The organism is Thalassospira lucentensis MCCC 1A00383 = DSM 14000, assembly GCF_000421265.1.
Taxonomy (GTDB): Bacteria; Pseudomonadota; Alphaproteobacteria; order Rhodospirillales; family Thalassospiraceae; genus Thalassospira; species Thalassospira lucentensis.
In genome coordinates, this window is sequence record NZ_ATWN01000010.1 from 194,503 (window position 1) to 213,946 (window position 19,444).

General features: G+C 52.6%; 17 protein-coding genes and 1 pseudogene. 14 read left to right on the forward strand and 4 right to left on the reverse strand.

The features are described from left to right. Positions 1–98: 98 nt before the first annotated feature. Together K355_RS0119275 and K355_RS0119280 are read left to right on the forward strand one after the other, a co-directional pair. Positions 99–1,001 carry an SDR family oxidoreductase gene (locus tag K355_RS0119275; RefSeq protein WP_022733801.1) on the forward strand — a complete coding sequence of 301 codons (903 nt, stop codon included), beginning with the start codon at positions 99–101 and terminating at the stop codon, positions 999–1,001. A 211-nt stretch (positions 1,002–1,212) separates the two neighbouring features. Then, positions 1,213–2,220 carry a complex I NDUFA9 subunit family protein gene (locus K355_RS0119280; RefSeq protein ID WP_022733802.1) on the forward strand — a complete coding sequence of 336 codons (1,008 nt, stop codon included), beginning with the start codon at positions 1,213–1,215 and terminating at the stop codon, positions 2,218–2,220. A 110-nt stretch (positions 2,221–2,330) separates the two neighbouring features. On the opposite strand, the gene K355_RS0119285 is transcribed toward K355_RS0119280, so the two are convergent. Together K355_RS0119285 and K355_RS0119290 are read right to left on the reverse strand one after the other, a co-directional pair. After that, entirely contained in the window at positions 2,331–3,008 is a 678-nt protein-coding gene (locus K355_RS0119285; RefSeq protein WP_022733803.1) for a GntR family transcriptional regulator, read from the reverse strand. Next, positions 3,008–3,904, reverse strand: a complete 897-nt coding sequence (locus tag K355_RS0119290; protein ID WP_022733804.1) for a dihydrodipicolinate synthase family protein — start codon at positions 3,902–3,904, stop codon at positions 3,008–3,010. Before K355_RS0119290 ends, K355_RS0119285 begins: the two co-directional genes overlap by 1 nt. A gap of 194 nt (positions 3,905–4,098) precedes the next feature. Here K355_RS0119290 and K355_RS0119295 point away from each other — a divergent pair, with 194 nt between their 5' ends. The 3 genes from K355_RS0119295 to K355_RS0119305 are packed head-to-tail and all read left to right on the forward strand — an operon-like array spanning position 4,099 to position 6,936. Beyond that, on the forward strand, positions 4,099–5,109 hold the full coding sequence (locus tag K355_RS0119295; protein WP_022733805.1) for a sialic acid TRAP transporter substrate-binding protein SiaP: 1,011 nt from the start codon (positions 4,099–4,101) through the stop codon (positions 5,107–5,109). Between the two features lie 7 nt (positions 5,110–5,116). Then, positions 5,117–5,644 (forward strand): TRAP transporter small permease, encoded by a 528-nt coding sequence (locus K355_RS24495; protein WP_022733806.1) that lies wholly within the window; start codon positions 5,117–5,119, stop codon positions 5,642–5,644. Next, positions 5,641–6,936 (forward strand): TRAP transporter large permease, encoded by a 1,296-nt coding sequence (locus tag K355_RS0119305; protein WP_022733807.1) that lies wholly within the window; start codon positions 5,641–5,643, stop codon positions 6,934–6,936. The genes K355_RS24495 and K355_RS0119305 overlap by 4 nt, the downstream gene beginning before the upstream one ends. Before the next feature lie 92 nt (positions 6,937–7,028). On the opposite strand, the gene K355_RS0119310 is transcribed toward K355_RS0119305, so the two are convergent. Continuing rightward, the gene (locus tag K355_RS0119310; RefSeq protein WP_022733808.1) at positions 7,029–7,814 is read right to left on the reverse strand and encodes a cobalt-precorrin-6A reductase; all 786 of its coding nucleotides are present in this window, start codon (positions 7,812–7,814) and stop codon (positions 7,029–7,031) included. 75 nt (positions 7,815–7,889) lie between these two features. After that, positions 7,890–9,011 (reverse strand): cobalt-precorrin-5B (C(1))-methyltransferase, encoded by a 1,122-nt coding sequence (locus tag K355_RS0119315; protein WP_022733809.1) that lies wholly within the window; start codon positions 9,009–9,011, stop codon positions 7,890–7,892. A gap of 232 nt (positions 9,012–9,243) precedes the next feature. Here K355_RS0119315 and cobA point away from each other — a divergent pair, with 232 nt between their 5' ends. The 9 genes and pseudogenes from cobA to K355_RS0119360 form a co-directional block, all read left to right on the forward strand. Further along, entirely contained in the window at positions 9,244–10,107 is an 864-nt protein-coding gene (gene cobA / locus K355_RS0119320) for a uroporphyrinogen-III C-methyltransferase (protein ID WP_022733810.1), read from the forward strand. A gap of 369 nt (positions 10,108–10,476) precedes the next feature. After that, the gene (locus tag K355_RS0119325) at positions 10,477–11,262 is read left to right on the forward strand and encodes a sulfite exporter TauE/SafE family protein (protein ID WP_022733811.1); all 786 of its coding nucleotides are present in this window, start codon (positions 10,477–10,479) and stop codon (positions 11,260–11,262) included. A gap of 177 nt (positions 11,263–11,439) precedes the next feature. Next, complete coding sequence (locus K355_RS0119330; protein WP_022733812.1) at positions 11,440–12,054, forward strand: SCO family protein; 615 nt, start codon at positions 11,440–11,442, stop codon at positions 12,052–12,054. A 47-nt stretch (positions 12,055–12,101) separates the two neighbouring features. Next, a complete protein-coding gene (locus tag K355_RS0119335) occupies positions 12,102–13,460 on the forward strand; it encodes a cobyrinic acid a,c-diamide synthase CobB (protein WP_022733813.1) in 1,359 nt (452 codons plus the stop codon). A gap of 133 nt (positions 13,461–13,593) precedes the next feature. After that, complete coding sequence (locus K355_RS0119340) at positions 13,594–14,058, forward strand: YcgN family cysteine cluster protein (RefSeq protein WP_022733814.1); 465 nt, start codon at positions 13,594–13,596, stop codon at positions 14,056–14,058. Between the two features lie 781 nt (positions 14,059–14,839). Next, positions 14,840–16,330, forward strand: a complete 1,491-nt coding sequence (locus K355_RS0119345; protein ID WP_028791771.1) for a methyl-accepting chemotaxis protein — start codon at positions 14,840–14,842, stop codon at positions 16,328–16,330. A 278-nt stretch (positions 16,331–16,608) separates the two neighbouring features. Continuing rightward, positions 16,609–18,099 carry a methyl-accepting chemotaxis protein gene (locus tag K355_RS0119350; protein WP_022733816.1) on the forward strand — a complete coding sequence of 497 codons (1,491 nt, stop codon included), beginning with the start codon at positions 16,609–16,611 and terminating at the stop codon, positions 18,097–18,099. Between the two features lie 197 nt (positions 18,100–18,296). Continuing rightward, a complete protein-coding gene (locus K355_RS0119355; RefSeq protein WP_022733817.1) occupies positions 18,297–19,049 on the forward strand; it encodes an MBL fold metallo-hydrolase in 753 nt (250 codons plus the stop codon). A 107-nt stretch (positions 19,050–19,156) separates the two neighbouring features. After that, positions 19,157–19,444 (forward strand): annotated as a pseudogene (locus tag K355_RS0119360) (IS3 family transposase); the annotation flags it as partial.

The following is a 19,444-nucleotide window of genomic DNA, read 5'->3' on the forward strand; positions in this document are numbered from 1 at the left end:
TGCCGGAAAGGTTTTGTCTGGGCCGTGCGGGACCGTTACTGTGCGGACCATCAATTGGGTTCAGACCCGCATATGAATGCCAACGCGCAGAGGCCTTTATGACCAATAAGCTGTTTTGTTTCGGAATGGGATTTTCCGCCCGCCTTGTCGCAGATGCCCTGCATGAGGATGGATGGAAGATTGCCGGAACGACGCGGAGCCCCGATAAAGCCGCACAGCTTAGAACGCACGGGATTGAACCGTTTATCTTTGGTGATGATCAGCCGATTGAAGATATCCGTGCGGCCCTAAAAGGCGTGACCCATGTTCTGGTCTCTGCCCCGCCCGGCGGGATGGGAGATCCGGTCATTCACCATCATGGTAGCGATCTGGCGATCCTGCCTCACGGCACATGGATTGGCTATCTGTCGACCACCGGTGTTTATGGCGACCGCGATGGCGGCGAAGTCACCGAAGACGATGAGTTATTGCCAAGTGGCAAGCGCGGGCGCAGACGGGTTGCGGCGGAAAAGGCATGGTTTGATCTTGGCCGTCGTCATGGCTTGTGCGTGCAAAGTTTCCGCCTTGCCGGGATTTATGGCCCGGGACGCAACGCGCTTGAAACTGTGAAATCGGGGCGGGCGCGCCGGATTGTCAAACCCGGTCAGGTGTTTTCGCGCATTCATGTCCATGACATTGCCCAGACCGTGCTGGCATCAATCAAGCAGCCCAATTGCGGCGCGGCCTATAACGTGTGCGATGATGATGCCGCCCCGCCGCAGGATGTGATTGCGCATGCCTGTGGATTGTTGGGCGTTGATCCCCCGGCTGAACAAGATTTTGCCAGCGCAACGCTGAGCCCGATGGCGGCAAGCTTTTATGAAGATAACAAACGCGTTGTAAATACCCGGATCAAGCAGGAGTTGGGTGTGAAGCTGCTCTACCCCGACTATCAGGCCGGTCTTTTGGCGCTTTATGATCAATTAATGGCAAAAAACACCGCCAACGGTGATGCTGATTAACAAAAGCGCATTGTTGACGCGGGTTTCGCGTCGTATATAACCCAAGAGCCTGTGGACACTCATATTGTCACATGTGTGGGCAATATGAGTGTCCACAGGACACCATTTGGATCGGACCGGCCGCCGCACCCGGTCTTGAAGGCACCTAACGCCGGTGTGTCTTTCTTGGAAATTCGCCGCGGACAATGACACCGGCAAGGAGAGAGCAAGCATGGATCGTCGTATCGTAACCGTTTTTGGCGGGACCGGATTTGTCGGACGTCATATCGTCAAGCGTCTGCTTGAGCGTGAGTTTATCGTCCGCGTTCCGACGCGCAGCTTTGAACGGGTGAAAAAACTCAAACCGATGGGCTATCTGGGTCAGGTGGTTCCGGTTTATTGCGATGTGCGCAATGAAGACTCGATCAAAGAGGCAATCGACGGTTCCGAAGCTGTGATCAACCTTCTGGGTGTTTTGTATGAACGCGGGAAAAACAATTTCCTGAATGTTCACGTCAAAGCCGCCAAACGTATTGCCGAAGAATCCAAGGCATGTGGTGTTAAAACGCTTTTGCATATGTCGGCCTTGGGGGTGGATAAAAACACCAGTGCCAATTACGCGACATCCAAACTGGCCGGAGAAAAGGCAGTTCGTGATGCCTTTGCCGATGCGGTGATTTTCCGCCCGTCGGTGATCTTTGGCCACGACGACAATTTCCTGAACAAATTTGCGGGGCTTGCGCGGTTCTCTCCGGTGTTGCCGGTGATTGGAGCGCCGGGCCTGCCGAAAGTTGATCTGGGCGAAGGCAAGATCGACATGCTTGGCGATGGGGGGCCGAAATTCCAGCCGGTTTATGTCGGTGACGTTGCCGATGCCTTCATGACCGCACTGGTCGAAGGCAAGTCAGCAGGCAAAACCTATGAGCTGGGTGGACCGGAAGTCTATTCATTCATGGGGCTTTTGCGCGACATGCTGCATATCACCCGTCAGCGCGCAATTCTGATGCCCGTTCCGTTCTGGTTGGCATCAATTAAGGCGTTCTTCCTGCAGTTGTTGCCGGTGCCGCCATTGACGCTTGATCAGGTGCGTTTGCTTAAAACCGACAATGTGGTGTCCGAAGGATCAGATGGTTTTGCCGAACTTGGCATTACGCCAAATAGTGTTGAGGCTATTGCGCCGACCTATTTGAAACGTTTCTGCCCGCCGCGCAAATCGGGCGAGTTCCGTCGTTTCGTTTAACCGCGGGTAAACGCGGGCATCGAACTTTCCATCCATAGGATGGCGCAAGCCGGTCGGAACACTGTTCCGGCCGGTTTTTGTTTGGGAAAACGGGATAACCGGCTTTTGGCTTACCGGTCGCCAAGACCAAGGGCACGTCCGCGCGCATTTTCAAGATGCTGGCGCAGGCTGGTGGCGGCCTGTTCCGGGTCGCGGGTTTCAAAGGCGGCAATGATCGCCAGATGGTCGGTCATCACGTCTTGCAAAAGGTTTTCGGTCAGACGGAATCTTTCCTGTCGGATCAGGCGGATCTTGACGGAATTAACCTTGTAAATCTTTGAAATGATTTCGTTATCAAGCGCATCGATTATCTGGTCATGCAGGGACCAGTCGACATTTTGTGCGTGTTCAAGAAGCTCGGTGGTAATGCCGCTTTCGGCTGCTTTCAGAACGTCTTCGTGTTCCTTGCGCAAGGTCGCCAGCGTTTCGTCACTGGCCTGAACGGTGAACATCCGTGCGGCTTCAAGCTCAAGGAAGATACGCAGCTGAAACGCATTGCGGACAAGATCAAGGTCGATATGGGCGACCTGCATCCCGCGTTGGGGGACGGTGGTGATCAGGCCATCGGTCTCAAGCCGGGGGATCAGTTCGCGAATGGCGCCAAGCGGCATGCCGGTAATCTCGACCAACTCACGCTGGGAGATAAACTGGCCCGGTCGAATATTGCGGGCCAACAGATGTTCAGTGAAGCTGTCATAGGCTTCGCTGCGTCTGCTTTGTCTTAGTGGCTGCCGTTTGGCGTCATTCATCAATCGTTCCCGGATTCGAACAGGCGATTATAGGTGTTTGTTATCAACTCATACTGCCCCTGATCGAGTTCGACAAGCGGCGCGCGCGCGCGTCGCCATGCAGGCGTATCTGTGACATGGGCGACAAGGGCCTTGATGACCGGGGTCACCGGATATTCCAGCAGCGCATTGACAAGCGGGGTCAGGTTTTTATCAGGTTCCTTGCCATCAAGAAGCGGGATCAGAAGGCCCGGTGCAATATTGGCAACACCACAGATGGCACCCGATGCGCCGCGTTTGATCGCGGCCCCAAGCATGCGCTCATCGCCAATCAGGATATGACGATCAGAAAACCGGTCGAGCAGGGTCATCGCATTGTCCCAGTCACCAGATGAGTCCTTAACCCCGGCAATCATCGATGGATGGGCTTTGATTATGGCACCCACCATGTCCGGGGTGATCGGGGCGGTCGTCATTTGTGGGATATGATACAAAATGACGTTCAATCCGGTGTCGCTGATTGCGGTCAAAAACTGATCAAACCAGGCGATCTGCCCTGCGTCACTGACCCCTTTGAAATAATAGGGCGGGGCAACCAGTATGTATTTGCAGCCCAGCGACGATACCTGACGTGCGGCATCGATGGCATCGGGCAAGGCCGATTGCAGAATGCCAAAAACAATCTTGGACGGATCAATTGATGCGGCGGTCAGTGCCTTGTACGCCGGAATTGTTTCACTCAATGACAGTGACGGACCTTCGCCGGTGGTGCCGCCAAGCGTTACCGATGCGCATCCCTGATCAAGAACAGATTTCGCATGTGCGCACAGCAATGCGGTATCGATCGCCCCGGTTTGGGTGAACGGGGTGGTGATGGCGGCGGAGATGCCGAATTTTTCGGTTCTGGGGGCGGTCATGGAGCGTTCCTGTCTGGCGCCAAAGGAGATGGCGTTTTGGCTGTTGTGATGTAATCAGTTGTCTAACACTAACATGTTAGTTATACAATAGGTATCGTGTTAGTGCAGATGTTGTTGATTCTCGTCTGCCAACCGATCAAGAATAAGAACGATAACGTAGAAAATCAGATATTTACCCGTCAGGGAGGAAACAAATGACCAAGTTACTGACAGGGCGCAGCCTTGTGAAAATTGCCTCAGCCGCGTTGTGCACGCTGGCTCTGAGTGCGACATCATCCTTTGCCGCCGACCCGGTGAAGGTGCGTATTTCGACCCCGGCGGTTGAGTCGGACTGGCACGCCAAGATGCTGACTGTCTTCAAGGATGAGCTGGAAAAAACCGCACCGGGCGAGTTCGATGTTGAAATCCATTTGAATGCCAGCCTGTTTAAACAGGGGACCGAGCCCGCCGCCATGCAGCGTGGCAACCTTGATATGGCGATGATTTCCGCACAGGACATTGCCAAACAGATCCCGGCATGGTCGGTCTTTACCGCCGGTTACCTGATCCGCGATCCGGACCATCAGAAAAAGGTGTTCAACAGCGATATCGGCCAGAAGTTCTATAAAATGGTTGCCGATGACATGAACATCGAAATTCTTGATGTCGGTTATCTTGGCACCCGTGAGCTTAACCTTGCCAGTGACAAGAAAATCACCACGCCTGATGACCTTGATGGCGTGAAATTGCGCATGCCCGGTTCCGATGCGTGGCTGTTCCTTGGCAATGCACTGGGCGCAGATGCCACCCCGCTTGCCTTTGGCGAAGTTTACACCGGCCTTCAGACCGGGACCATTGATGGTCAGGACAATCCGCTGCCGACGGTTAAGGCGGTGAAGTTCTATGAAGTCACCAAACAGATTGTTCTGACTGACCATCTGGTCGATGCGATTTTCCTGTCGATGGCCAAGGGCACCTATGACGATTTGAGTTCTGAGCAGCAGGAAAAGGTTCAGGAAGCCGCGGCTGTTGCCACCGCCTATAACAATGAAAAGCGGATTGCCGACGAAAAATCGCTGGTCGACTTCTTTAAGGGTGAAGGCCTGAAGGTGTATGCACCCGACGTTGCGGCATTCCGCAAAAAAGTGCAGGACGCCTATCTTGAGAGCGAGTTCGCACAAGATTGGCCGGACGGCATTGTTGATCAGATCAACGCGGTAAAGTGATCGACACGTGCCCGATCTGAGCAAACATTTTAGAAAAGGTGCCGAACTTGTCGCGGTGACATTGTTCATCGCGATGTTCGGGACCTTTCTTTTGCAGATTTTTGCGCGGTATGTCCTGAACAACCCGCTGGGCTGGACCGTAGAGGTGTGCATTATCCTCTATATCTGGCTGGTGTTCTGGACGTCTGCCTTCTTGTTGCGTGAACATGACCATGTGTCGTTTAACATGCTGTTTCTGATGGCGCCGACCCGTGGTCGGCGGGTGATGGCGATCCTTGGTCTGGGATGTATCACGGTTGCCTTCATTGCCGGATTCCCGGTGATTGTCGACTACGTGATGTTCATGCGGATTGAAAAAGCCCCGGTGACGCGCATTTCCCTTGATTATGTTTATGCAATTTTCCCGGTCTTTATGGCGGCACTGATCATTCGCGGTGTGATATCGCTGTGGCGTTTGATGCGGGCTGACAGTTGTGATCGCGAACTTGCCGTCATTGCCGGTGACGCGCCTGATATCAAGGAGCCAACGGCATGAGCATGGCCTTTCTCATCAGCCTTGGTGCCTTTCTTTTACTTGGCGCGATTGGCATGCCTATCGCAATCGCGGCCTTCGCCGGATCGATTGCTTATATGTTTATGTCAGGGCAGGACGTTGGTCTTGTCGCCGAACAGGCGTTGAACGGCCTGTTTAACAGTTATGTTCTTCTTGCCGTGCCACTGTTCATTCTGGCGGCCAATTTCATGAATGCCGGGACGATCAGTGATCGTTTACTGACATTCTGCATTGCGATTGTCGGGCGGTTTCGTGGTGGGCTTGCACATGTCAATGTCTTGGCCAGTGTGATCTTTTCGGGCATGTCCGGGTCGGCGATTGCCGATGCGGCGGGCATTGGGCGTGTCATTATTGAGTTAATGACACGTGATAACCGTTATCCCGGCGGCTATGCCGCGGCATTGACGGCTGCCTCAAGTGTCATTGGTCCGATTATCCCGCCGTCGATCCCGATGATCCTTTATGCGCTGATATCGGGAACTTCAATCGGGTATCTCTTTTTGGCCGGAATTGTGCCGGGGCTGTTCATGGCGCTGGTTCTGATGGTGCTGAATGTGATTGTCGCGCGCAAACGTGATTTCAAACGTGATGAAGTCGTGCCTTTGCGTAAAATACCGCGACTGACCATGCGGGCCTTTCCGGCACTGATGTTGCCGGTCATTTTGCTGTATGGGATTTATGGTGGTGTCACCACCCCGACCGAGGCGGCGGCGATTGCGGCCATCTATGCGCTTGTTCTGGCCGGATTGTTTTACCGTTCGGTCAGCTGGAAAGATTTCTATGCATTGGTGCTGGACGGGGCAAAATCGACATCCGTTGTCGGGCTGATCATTGCGTCGGCACTGGTGCTAAATTACCTGGTGGCGAGCGAAAATATCCCAGCCCTTGTTGCCGACAGTCTGTCTGCGACGCAGATGTCGCCACTGATGTTCCTGTTGATGATCAATCTGATCATTCTGGTGTTGGGGTGCTTGTTTGATGCCACGACATTGCTGTTGATTGTTGTGCCGCTATTTTTGCCAACGGCAAGCATGCTGGGCATTGATCTGGTGCATTTCGGGGTGGTGATCACCATCAACATTATGATCGGATTGATCACGCCGCCGTACGGCATTTTGCTGTTCGTTTTGAACGGGGTGACGGGCATTCCGCTGCGTGACATTATCCGCGAAATCTGGCCGTTCGTCTTTGCGTTGCTGTGTGCGCTGATCGTGCTTGTTCTCATACCCGACATGGTGCTGTGGCTGCCGCGCATGTTTGGCTATGTCGGGTAAGGATTACCGGCAAAGATGACCTGATAAACCAAAACCCCGCCGAGTTTTCGGCGGGGTTTTGGTTTTGAAAGACTGTGGCCAAAGTCAAAAGGTCAGAATTGCTCAAGAAAGTTTCGCACATTTTGAACAACCGTTTTGGCATCTGGCGCTTGCAGGACGGGTTCCCCGCCAGGACGTGCGATCATGATAACGGGAATTTTCAGGTCACGTGCGGCTTCTATTTTTGCAAATGTTGCTTTGCCACCGCTGTTCTTACAGACAATGACATCAATCTCGTTGCGTTCGAGAAGTTCGGTCTCGCCTTCGACGCTAAAGGGGCCGCGTGCGAACAGCCATTCACCATAAGCCAGATCAAATGTATCGCGCGGGGCATCAACGGTGCGGACAAGAAGCCATGTTTTTTCCAGACCTTCAAAGGCATGCAGGTTTTTCGCCCCACTTGCGATCAGGGCACGGGTGCCATGGTCAGGCAAAACACGTGCGGCCTCCTCAATCGAATTAACGATGATCCAATTGTCCTGTTCAGTTTTCGCCCACGCAGGTCGATGAAACTGGATGCAGGGCATCGCAACGGCGTGGCAGGCCTTGGCAATGTTGGCTGATATTGCGGTTGCATAGGGGTGGGTCGCATCAATGACCAGATCAATTTTTTCGGTCCTGAAATGCGCGATGATGCCTTCGGGCCCACCAAAACCGCCAATCCGCACGGGAACACCGTCGGGTATGCTCGGTGCACTGGTCCGCCCGGCAAGCGAAAGCTGCAACCGGATATCCTGACCAAATTCGTGTTGCAGGCTGCGTATAATTCGGTTTGCATCCCCGGTTCCGCCGAAAATAAGGATATGCATCGGGCGTTTGGCGGATCGGTGACGCGGCATAAGAAATGACCTTTTTGGTTTTGGCCCGAAATCGGGCTTTGCGGGGTCTGTCGGAATAGACAGACCGAATGTATTTTAGTTTTTCGCAGGCGGTCGGAATGTGTCGAAATCACCGGGACTATGGCGGGCGATGATTTTACCATCGCGATCAGTGATGACAATTTCGACCACAGTTGCGCCATCAAGCGTTGCACGTGCGGACTCGCATGCTTGGCGCGCAATCGTATCTGCAATATCAACGTTCGCTGCCTGACATTGTTCCAGCACCAGTTTGGCGGTATTCGCCGTTCGGGTGGCGTCCTGCAGCATCGCGTCACCGCCACAGTGCTTTACGGTCTGTGCCAATCGGTCGAAATCAACCTGTGATCGACTGCTATGAAGGTCGAGATGCCCCTGGGCCAGTTTGACCAGTTTGGCAAATCCCCCACAGATGCTGATATGCTCGACCGGATTTTTGCGCAGATATTTCAGCATCCCACCGACAAAATCACCCATATCCAGGATGGCTTCGTCGGGCAGGTCGTAAAAGGTGCGAATGGCGGCCTCGGACGTTTTGCCCGTGGCACCGGCAACATGGGTGCGGCCCGTGGCACGCGCGACATCAATGCCCCGGTGGATCGAATGGATCCATGCCGAGCAGCTGAACGGAATGACGATCCCGGTTGTGCCAAGTACCGACAATCCCCCGACAATGCCAAGGCGCGGGTTCCACGTTTTGGTGGCGATTTCCTGCCCGCCGGGGATGGAAACTTCGATCTCGACATCGGGTCTTACGTTAAACTGTTCGGCCAGATCGGTAATTTGGGCGATCATCATTTCGCGCGGTTTTGGATTGATTGCCGGTTCGCCCACGGGTAACGGAAGGCCCGGTTTGGTAATGCGCCCAACCCCGTCACCGGCGTGAAACGTAATGCCGTTGCCTGGTTCTGCCCGGCGCAGGGTTGCGATGATTTCCGCCCCATGGGTTACATCGGGATCATCACCGGCATCCTTGATCACACTGGCACGGGCCCATCCATCGCCGGTTTCGGCCTTCACCAAGGCAAAGGACGGTGTTTCACCGCGTGGCAATGTAATGGTGACCGGATTTGGAAACTGACCAGACAACATGGCCTGCCACGCAGCACGGGTGGCAGCGGTGGCACAGGCCCCCGTTGTCCATCCTTTGCGCAGCGGTCCATCAGGTTTTCTGGCCATCAGTCGGATTTTTTCCTGTTAATCACGTCACCGTACCCTTTATTGATGGCACGGGCAGCAGATGCTGCGAACAGAATTTTTCTATTAAACATAATTTTTTGTGTTGTATTTAGAATAATACGAATTTCTGACGGAAATATGTTGGACCTATCGTCTGATTATTGTTTAACATATCTTCTTGATGCGGTCCTGCACAGATGGGGCTGATTGGCTCGAACAAAAGTAATGCGTAATGACTAAACTTGGTCTTGATTTTCCGGTCTTTGAGCCGGGTTGGGTTTGGCTGGTTGGGGCGGGTCCGGGTGATCCGGGCTTACTGACGCTTCATGCTGTCAATGCCATGCAACAGGCCGATGTGGTTGTCTATGACGCATTGGTCGATGAGCGGATTCTGAACCTTTTGCGGCCCGACGCGCAGCGTGTTTACGCCGGTAAGCGCGGCGGACGTCCGTCGTCCAAGCAAACCGACATTTCACTGCAACTTGTTGACTATGCCAAAAAAGATTTGCGTGTCTTGCGCCTTAAGGGCGGCGATCCGTTTGTTTTTGGGCGGGGCGGCGAAGAAGGCATGACCCTTGTCGATCATAATGTGCCGTTTCGGGTTGTGCCGGGCATTACCGCCGGGATTGCTGGTGCGGCCTATGCCGGGATTCCGACCACACACCGCGATTGTAATTCATCGGTGACCTTTGTCACCGGTCATGGATCAAGCGGCGATGTGCCAGATAACATCAATTGGGCAGCGTTGGCGCAAGGATCGCCGGTGTTGGTGATGTATATGGCAATGAAGCATTTACGCCGGATTTCAGCCGAGCTGATGGCCAATGGCCGTTCCGGGGATGAGCCGCTTGCGGTGATTAATCAGGCCACTACACCAGCACAGGGTATTTTGATTACCACCCTTGCCACGGCCGCGGACGATGTTGAACGGGTGGGTGTTGAACCGCCTGCGGTTTGTATCCTTGGTAAAGTGGTTGGCCTGCGTGACCGCCTGAACTGGTTGTCACCGCAAGATGACGTCAAAGAGGTCCGGACTGTGCCGTTCGAACAGATTCTTGAGTTAATCTCGACCCCGGCGGATCCGCAAAAAGACTAGGCTCAGGACCTCTTAATTTGATTGGAATGGCAGACGTTATATTTGTGAAATCCTAGGAAAAGCCCGCCGCGCGGGCTGGTCTCCCGGACAAGGGGTTTGACGCAGGAGTTTGCAAATATAACGTCTGTCCTTTGGATTGACCGGATTTGCACGGGCTACTTTGTCGCAAAACCTTGAAAGATATATATCTTCCTGCAGTTTCGCTCCGCGTATCCGCACAAATCTGGTCAACCATTCAAACCAAATTAATAGGTCCTGAGCCTAATGTATTCAGCCTGCGTCGATTCCCTGTCGCGAATTGATCTATATCCTTGTTGGCTATATCGCTGATTGTCACAATCATATCCACCGAATGAACCGAGATGGATCATGGACGAACAGCAAATACTGATCCGCATCCTTGAAAGCGGCTGGGCACAATGTGCGCAAATCCTGCAAGATGATGGCGGGGTGCTTCTGACGGCCTTGATTGCTGGTCTGGTTGGCAGTGTAACCCATTGTGTCGGCATGTGCGGACCGTTCGTCATCAGCCAGGTCACCAGCCGCATGGAACAACTCCCCCTCGAAAAAATGAGTGAGTTTCGCCGCCTGACCGGGGCGGCTTTGGTGCCCTATCAGTTCGGGCGCATCACCACCTATGCCGTTCTGGGTGGTTTGGCGGGCTTTTTTGCCGATAGTGTGTCGGTTCTGGTGCAGGTCTGGTGGATTGGTCCGGTCTTGCTGGTACTGGCCGGTGTGTTCTTCTTGGTGTTCGGGATCATGGGGTTGGTTCCCCATTTGGGCGGGCTGTTGCCCCAAACATCCGGCAAGACTGGCGGGCACTGGTGGAACCATTTAATCGGGAGGCACATTCGCCCCCTTTTTGCCGCACCATTTGGGCTGCGGGGGTATCTTCTGGGATTGATGCTGGGGTTTATCCCCTGCGGACTGGTGTATGGTGCGCTTGTTCTGGCTGCGGCGGCGGGCGGTGTGGCAAGCGGTGCCATGGTGATGGCGATATTTGGTCTTGGCACGGTGCCGATGCTGTTTGTGACCGGGTTTATTGGCCAGTATGCCGCCGGGCGGTTTCGCGCACTGATGGTGCCTGTTGGACGCGGATTGATGATTGTTAATGCACTTATCCTGTTTGTTCTGGCATCACAATCCTTTAGCTAGGCAGATTTCGAACCGCAAATCCCTGAAAACCTGAAGATGTCTGGTCAAGTGTGAGCTGTCGCACAGCTGCGATGCTTGCATGATTACAAAGGGCATTTATAGTGCCCGCACAGTTTTGAATGCTTCTCGTGGCCGGGTACGGGCCACAGCAAAAATGCAAGTAAAGAGGTAAGGCGCATGAGCAAAAAGACGCTTCTGGCTATTCTGGCGATTGCGCTGGTACTCGGCATTGGTTTGACCTATCGCCTGATGATGATGGGATCAGAAACGCAGTCATCTGGTGCTGCCGCCATTGGTGGGCCGTTTGAGCTGGTCAATCAGAACGGTGATACTGTCACCCAGCAGGATTACGCCGGAAAATATATGCTGATTTACTTCGGCTATACGTTCTGCCCTGATGTTTGCCCGACCGAATTACAGGTCATGGGCACGGCATTGGACATGATGCCCGAAGATATTGCCGCCGATGTGACCCCGATCTTTATTTCAATTGATCCGGAACGCGATACGATTGGCGCGCTTGGGGCCTATGTTCCGCATTTCCATGATCGTATGGTGGGCCTGACCGGTACGGTTGCCCAAACGTCCGAGGCGGCAAAGGCCTATCGCATCTATTACGCCAAATCGATCCCGGAAGGCGAACCGGAAGATACCGATTCTTATCTGATGGATCATTCGTCCTTTGTCTATTTGATGGGGCGCGATGGTGAATTTATTCGCCACTTTAACTACGGCACCGCACCCGAAGATATGGCCAAGGGCATCACCGAAGCGGTCAAAAGCAACGGGTGAGGCAGATAAGGCGGGGGTTTGTGCGATGAAGGCCGGAGTACTGTTAAATGCATGACAAAACATCCGGCGTTGTGATTGCCGCCCCGTCGTCAAACAGTGGCAAGACCGTTATTACGCTGGCAGTACTGCGTGCGCTCAAACGTCAAGGGATTGCGGTTGCGGCGGCCAAAACCGGGCCTGATTACATTGATCCGGCCTTTCAGGCGGCGGCCTGCGCGACAAGTTGCATCAACCTTGATCCCTGGGCGATGGACCGCGATCAGATCAACACCCTTGTTACCCGTCAGCTTACCGCACAGCATGATGAAAATGCGTTTGTGGTGTGCGAAGGGGTGATGGGGCTGTTTGACGGGGCGGCCAATGGTACCGGGTCGACGGCCGATCTGGCTGCAATGATGAACTGGCCGGTTGTTTTGGTGGTGGACGTGAAGGGGCAATCGGCGTCTGCGGCAGCCCTGATTTCCGGGTTTGCCAAGTTTCGCGATGATACCCGCATTGCCGGTGTGATCCTCAACCGAGTTGGCAGTGACCGCCATAGACAGATGATTGTCGATGCCTGTGCCAAATACCTGCCCGATATTCCGATTATCGGTGCTGTTCGCCGTAGCCCTGATCTGACATTGCCGGAACGTCATCTTGGTCTTGTGCAGGCCGGTGAACACGGAGAACTCGACGCGTTTCTGGACCGGGCGGCGGATATCATCGCCGCCGACGTTGATCTTGGGGCCTTTCGGCGATTGGTAACACCGTCAGTTTTGGCAAAACCCTATGTTCCGGGGGGCGCGGGTGCATCCGCGGACGTTCTCCCCTTGGGGCAACGTATCGCGATTGCGCGCGATATGGCGTTTGCCTTTTCCTATGCTCATCTTCTGGATGGCTGGAAGCTGGCCGGGGCGGAGCTATCCTTCTTTTCCCCGTTGAACAATGAAGTCCCGGACCCGTCAGCCGACGCGATTTATCTTCCCGGTGGATATCCCGAACTTTTTGCAGGCCAACTGGCCCGGGCAACGCATTTCAAATCGGCAATGCGCAAGGCCGCCGAAGATAATGTTACGATTTACGGCGAGTGCGGTGGCTATATGGTGCTGGGTGATCGGCTGATTGACGCTGACGGCCACAGTCACGAGATGCTGGGACTTCTGGCGGTTGAAACCAGTTTTGCCGACCGAAAACTGCATCTGGGCTACCGCGAGGCGGTTCTGACACAACCGACACCATTTGGCACAGCCGGGACAGTTTTGCGCGGGCATGAGTTCCATTATGCCAGCACGCTTTTGGAAGATGGCACGCCATTCTGCCGGATGATCAATGCAACGGGTGATGCCCTTGGTCCGGCCGGTTTGGTCCGGGGGACTGTGTTTGGCTCGTTCTTTCATGTCATTTCCGCGCGCCTGCAAGGGGCTTAGGGGGAGGACCCCGTTTTGCGTTTGGGCATTTTCCCTTATTGTCGATCTTGTATGATGTGATAAGCAGCGGCCTTGATGGACGCGAAGGGTATCCAATATATTGAGTGCCATCTTTGCCGATGTGAGAGAGACAATGACCGATAAAGACATGGCAGCACGGCACAACAAACCGTTTTGGGAAGTTAAGACACTTGCCGAGATGACCCAGGAAGAATGGGAATCGGTGTGTGATGGGTGTGGTAAATGCTGCCTGCATAAGCTTCAGGACGAGTATGATGATGCCGTCTATTACACGTCGGTCGCGTGTCGATTGCTTGATTGCGAGTCTTGCCAGTGCAAGGATTACCCCAACCGGACGCAACATGTTCCTGATTGCGTGCAGCTTTCAAAGGAAAATGTCGACACACTGGGGTGGATGCCGTCGACCTGTGCGTATCGGTTGCTGTCCGAGGGCAAAGGCCTTCCTGATTGGCATCCGTTGGTGACCGGGGATCCGAAGTCACCGATCAACGCAGGCATGTCTGTACAGGGCATGTGCATCCCCGAAGAAGAAGCCCATCCGGATCTGACCCGCTATATCGTGAAATGGCCCGCGTAAGGTTCCAGTTTCTACTGTCGCTTGGCGACTGACAAAACATCATCAAGATGTTTGGAGCGCGATCATCACAATTCTGTTCTGTTGAGCGACTCCCGTAGATTATTATCGTTCTGGCACGGTAAAACCGTCCGTGACATCTGTGTTTTCTGTTACTTCCACAATGTTCAAACATCATATTCTGCAAATGATGGGTCTTTCCCACGTATCGTAGGACTTCTAATAAGCATTTGGATACGTTCTGAAAGCACCAACAGATGTGAAAACGATTCCGATGATGAAGGCCGAATTTCACCATCTGGCAGGTCAGACCCGCGCAATTCCCGGTTGATCTATTCAAAAGTATATGCTTACTTCCCTGATCAATTGCTCTGGGAATGGGTGATTGACAAAATTTGATCCGAATTATTCTTTTCGTCGTATCTTATGGTGAAGAGAAAATAACGGTGCGGTGTAGGGCCCCTAACTGGGCAATTTTTCTACATTGGCTTGTGACGGAAATTTTTGGCAGGTCTTTGAATTAAAGTGCAAATTTTTTGCGCCCTTGATGTTGGCAGCACAAAAAATGCTTTGAGGTCTGGACAAAACGATCTGTCGTCGAGTGCAAAATTTCTCCCAAAAATAGGCCATGGTTATGTTGCCTGGTTCTGAGTTCGTGGAATTAATTCCGCGAATTTTTTGGTTGCGGCAATGGATCTTGGTGGTGATAATTTTACCGCATCCCTCAAAAGGATAGGTAAGTATATAGGTGCGCATGATCGCGCAATTTCGAAAGGTTTTAAGAGTGGTACTTGGTTTTTTAAACAGCGGTAAACATGCGCAGGCAGAAGAACAGGTTGCTGCAGCACTGAGCCGGTCGATGGCGCGTATTGAATTTGACATGAATGGTCAAATTCTGACTGCGAACGATAATTTCCAGAAAGTCATGGGATATGGACTTGATGAAATTGTTGGTAAGCATCATTCGATGTTTGTGCCCGAAGAAATCACCAATACGGCTGAGTACAAGTCGTTCTGGAAGAGGCTCGGCAGCGGTGAATTTTTAAGCGGTGCCTTCCCGCGCAAGCGCAAAAATGGTCAGTTGCTTTGGCTGGAATCGACATACAATCCGGTGTTTGACGGCAAGGGTAAGTTGATCAAGGTCGTCAAGTTTGCCAGCGACATTACCGAACGTCGTAATGAACGTGCGCTTTTGCAAAGTGTGTTTGAGGCGATCAGTTCGTCGCAGGCGGTGATTGAGTTCGATCTGGACGGCAATATCCTGAATGCTAACGAAAACTTTCTGTCGGTGATGGGCTACAGCCTTGATGAGATCAAAGGCAAGCATCACAGCATGTTTGTGCCCAAGGAATCTCGGAACACATCGGAATACCGATCATTCTGGCAGAACCTTAATCAAGGCAAGTTTCAGGCTGGTCAGTTCAATCGTATGGGTAAGGGCGGCAAGGAAATCTGGATTGAGGCGACCTACAACCCGGTGCTTGATGCGGTCGGCAACCCGATCAAGGTAATCAAGTTTGCGACTGATATTACCGAACAGACCAAATTGCTTTTGAACCTTAAGCAAATGATCGACGGAAACTTTGCCGAGATTGACGGTAATATCAACGACCTTAATCAGCGCACTGTTCAAAGCGTTGATGTCTCGAACAATACCATGGACATCACCCAGGCGGTGGCGGCGAGTGCGGAGCAACTTGCCGCATCGATTTCGGAAATCTCGCGCAGCATGACGCAGTCGCAAAGTGAAACCGAACGGGCATTCGATCAGACCGAAACCGCAAATGAAATGACCGAGCGCATGTCAAATGTGGTCGATCAAATGGGCAGCATCGTCGAAGTCATCCGCAATATTGCTGGTCAGATTAACCTTCTGGCGCTCAACGCGACGATTGAAAGTGCGCGTGCAGGCGAGGCAGGTAAAGGGTTTGCCGTGGTGGCCAACGAGGTCAAGAACCTTGCCAATCAGGCCGCACGTGCGACCGAGGACATTTCACAGGAAATTTCCGGTATCCAGTCGATTTCAGCCGAGGTTGCCGGTGCTCTTCGGACCATTCGTAGTTCGGTCGAAACCGTGCGCAACGATGTGACCAATATTTCCTCGGCAGTGGCCGAACAAACGACTGTGACCGACGGGGTAAGTGCGAACATGCGCGATATGGCCAGCACGGTCGAAGACCTGTCACGCAACCTCGAATCCATCCGGTTGACCAGCGATGCCGTGGCATCATCGGTCAACAAAACCCGTGAGGCTGCAGAAGTCCTTGCACGGTGATCGTGTAAGGCATTGTGCCTGAAAAATGTGACATTGATCACATTGAGTGGATTTGACCAGATTCGCGAAAAAATAGAATTTAGAACCCTCTAAGCGATTTAGTTGCTTTTGTGTCGCGGTTCACACGGAAGCTGAACTCTGAATTCAGTTGAAACAACCATTGGTATATTTTATCCTAGTCTAAGGTATAGTTTTAATGGGTCAGATGATCGCCTCGTTACGGTAGGTGCTTCAAGTCAGAATCCATAATGATGAACAAGTTCGGAGGGTAAATTACTATGGTTTTTGGTTTGAATAGTCGCGCTGCACGCGCACGTGCTGGATTGCAGCTTCTCGATGCACTTGGTCGTTCAATGGCCATGATTGAGTTTGATCTAGATGGCAAGATCCTTGATGCGAATGAGAACTTGTTGAAAACGATGGGCTATACCCTTCCCGAGATTGTAGGAAAGCATCACTCGATGTTTGTGCCGCAATCGATTGTAAGTGATCCGTCCTACAAGGAGTTCTGGGGCAAACTGCGTGCAGGTGAATTTGCATCAGGTGCTTTTCAGCGGGTGCGCAAGGATCAGGAAAAGGTCTGGTTGGAGGCAACCTACAATCCGGTTTTCGATGACCGGGGAAAACTGACGAAGGTGGTGAAGTTTGCGTCTGATATTACCGCACGTCGAAAGGAAAACGCGGTTAAGGATGGAACCCTGAACGCGATTGATCGTGCTCAGGCGGTGATCGAGTTTGACTTGCGGGGAAATATCCTGACCGCCAACGAGAACTTTCTGTCGGTAATGGGCTATACGCTCGAAGAGGTTGCCGGCAAGCATCACAGTATGTTTGTCGCGGCGGGCTACAAAGACAGTCATGAATACAAAGAGTTTTGGGAAAATCTGCGCAAAGGCGAATTTCAGGCTGCGCAATTTAAGCGCATCAGTAAAAACGGAAAAGAAATCTGGATTGAGGCGTCTTATAACCCGATATTTGATCAGGACGGGAACCCGTTCAAGGTTGTCAAATTTGCGACCGATATTTCTGAACAGGTAAACCTTCTGGGTGAGCTCAAGACGATGATTGATACCAATTTTGGTGAGATCGATCAAAATATCGGGCAACTTGATGCGGCAGCAAGCAGTGGCGCATCGTCAGCAGAAGAGACCTCCGCAACTGTGCAGACGGTTGCGGCCAGTACAGAAGAGCTTGCCGCATCAATTGCGGAAATCTCGCGGAGCATGATGCAGTCGCGCGATGAAACCCAGCGTGCGTATGAGCAAACCCAGAATGCCAACAGTTCAACCCAGCGTATGACAGAAGTTGTTTCCTCTATGGGTAACATTGTCGAAGTTATTCAGGGAATTGCCGGTCAGATTAATCTGTTGGCCTTGAATGCGACGATTGAATCTGCGCGTGCAGGAGAGGCAGGCAAAGGGTTTGCCGTTGTCGCCAACGAGGTCAAGAACCTTGCAAATCAGGCAGCCAAGGCGACGGATCAGATTTCTGCAGAAATCGCCGGTGTTCAGGGCATTTCAAACGAAGTCGTTGAGGTGTTGGAAAAAATTAGCGGTTCAATTGAAATTTCTCGTGACAGTGTCACCAGTATTGCTTCTGCGGTTGAGGAACAAACGGCGGTTACAGATGGCGTGTCGCAGAATATGCAGACAATGGCTGTTGCTGTTGAAACACTCTCGACCAGTATTTCCGATATCACGAGCATGTCGAGTGCCGTCGGGGTATCGGTCGAACGTACACGCAAAGCTGCGGAAGTTCTTGCGCGGTAAGGTGCACCGTCACAGCAAGATATTGTCATTATTACAGAGCGGCGCCGAGAGGTGCCGCTCTTTTTGTAATTATGTGACAAATTAGCGATATAAGGCTGGTCGATTTGAGAACTACTTGCGTTGTTTGCGAGGAAGTCGCAAAAATAGTGAGCCTAATATGCTTTCACCAACGACGTGGGAAATGGACGGTAGGGGCAATGACAAGCGACCATCTGCGCATTGATGTTCTGGGCGTTGGCGAAGCGTTTGATCCGAATTACGCAAACTCATCTGTTGTGGTGACGGCAGATGAATACCGTTTGCTGATTGATTGTGGGGCGACGGTTCCCGGGTTGGTGATGGGAAAATATCCCGACCCTGATGCGATAGACGCCATTTATTTCACCCATATGCATCCCGATCATGTTTTTGGTTTGGTGCCGGTGATGTTGAACTGGCGCGATGATGGCCGATCAAAACCATTGCATATTCTGTGCACGCCGCAACTGCGCAGCCATCTGGAAAAGCTGATGGAGCTTGGTTTTACCGGATTGGGGTCAGCATGGCCGTTTGAGGTGATCTGGCATGTACTTGCCGATACCACCAGTATTGGCCCGTTTGAATGCTGTTTTGCCCGGTCCGATCACAGTGTTCAGAACCATGCGATTTTGTTGCGCTTTGCCGAGAAGGGGTTTGCCTATTCCGGGGATGGCAATGTAACGGCGGAAACCGCCGCACTGTTTACCCGTGCCGACCTTGTGTTTCAGGAAACCTATCTGACCAAACATGATCCGCAACATTCAGCACACTGTGATCTTGAAACGGTGATGCAACTGGCATCTGATATGCCCGGCGCACGTTTCTGGCTGTATCACATCAAGCGCGACGCCCGCGCGGAGATCTCCAGAATTGTCGGGCACAATGATCAGGTCCGCATCGCCGTACCTGGTGAGGTGATTGAAATTCGATAGAGTCGATCAATTGCACGGTGCGCATACGACAAAAGGCAGCCCGGTGGCTGCCTTTTAACATTTGTTTGTCACGTCCTGAAATACGTTGTCACCTACAGGAGATGACAATGTCTACTTCAGGCAAAGTGCGTCGTAAGCGCACACAACGAGATTACAACATGGGCTTTAAACTGGCTGTTGTTGATCAGGTTGAAAAAGGCGAACTGACCTATAAGCAAGCGCAGGACCGCTATGGCATTCAGGGACGAAGTACAGTCCTGAACTGGTTGCGCAAACATGGTAAGCTCGACTGGTCCACAGCGAGGCACACAGCCATGTCCAAATTGGAAGAAACCCCGGAACAAAAGATCAAGCGTCTTGAAAGGGAGCTTGAGGATGAGCGGATCCGCGTCATG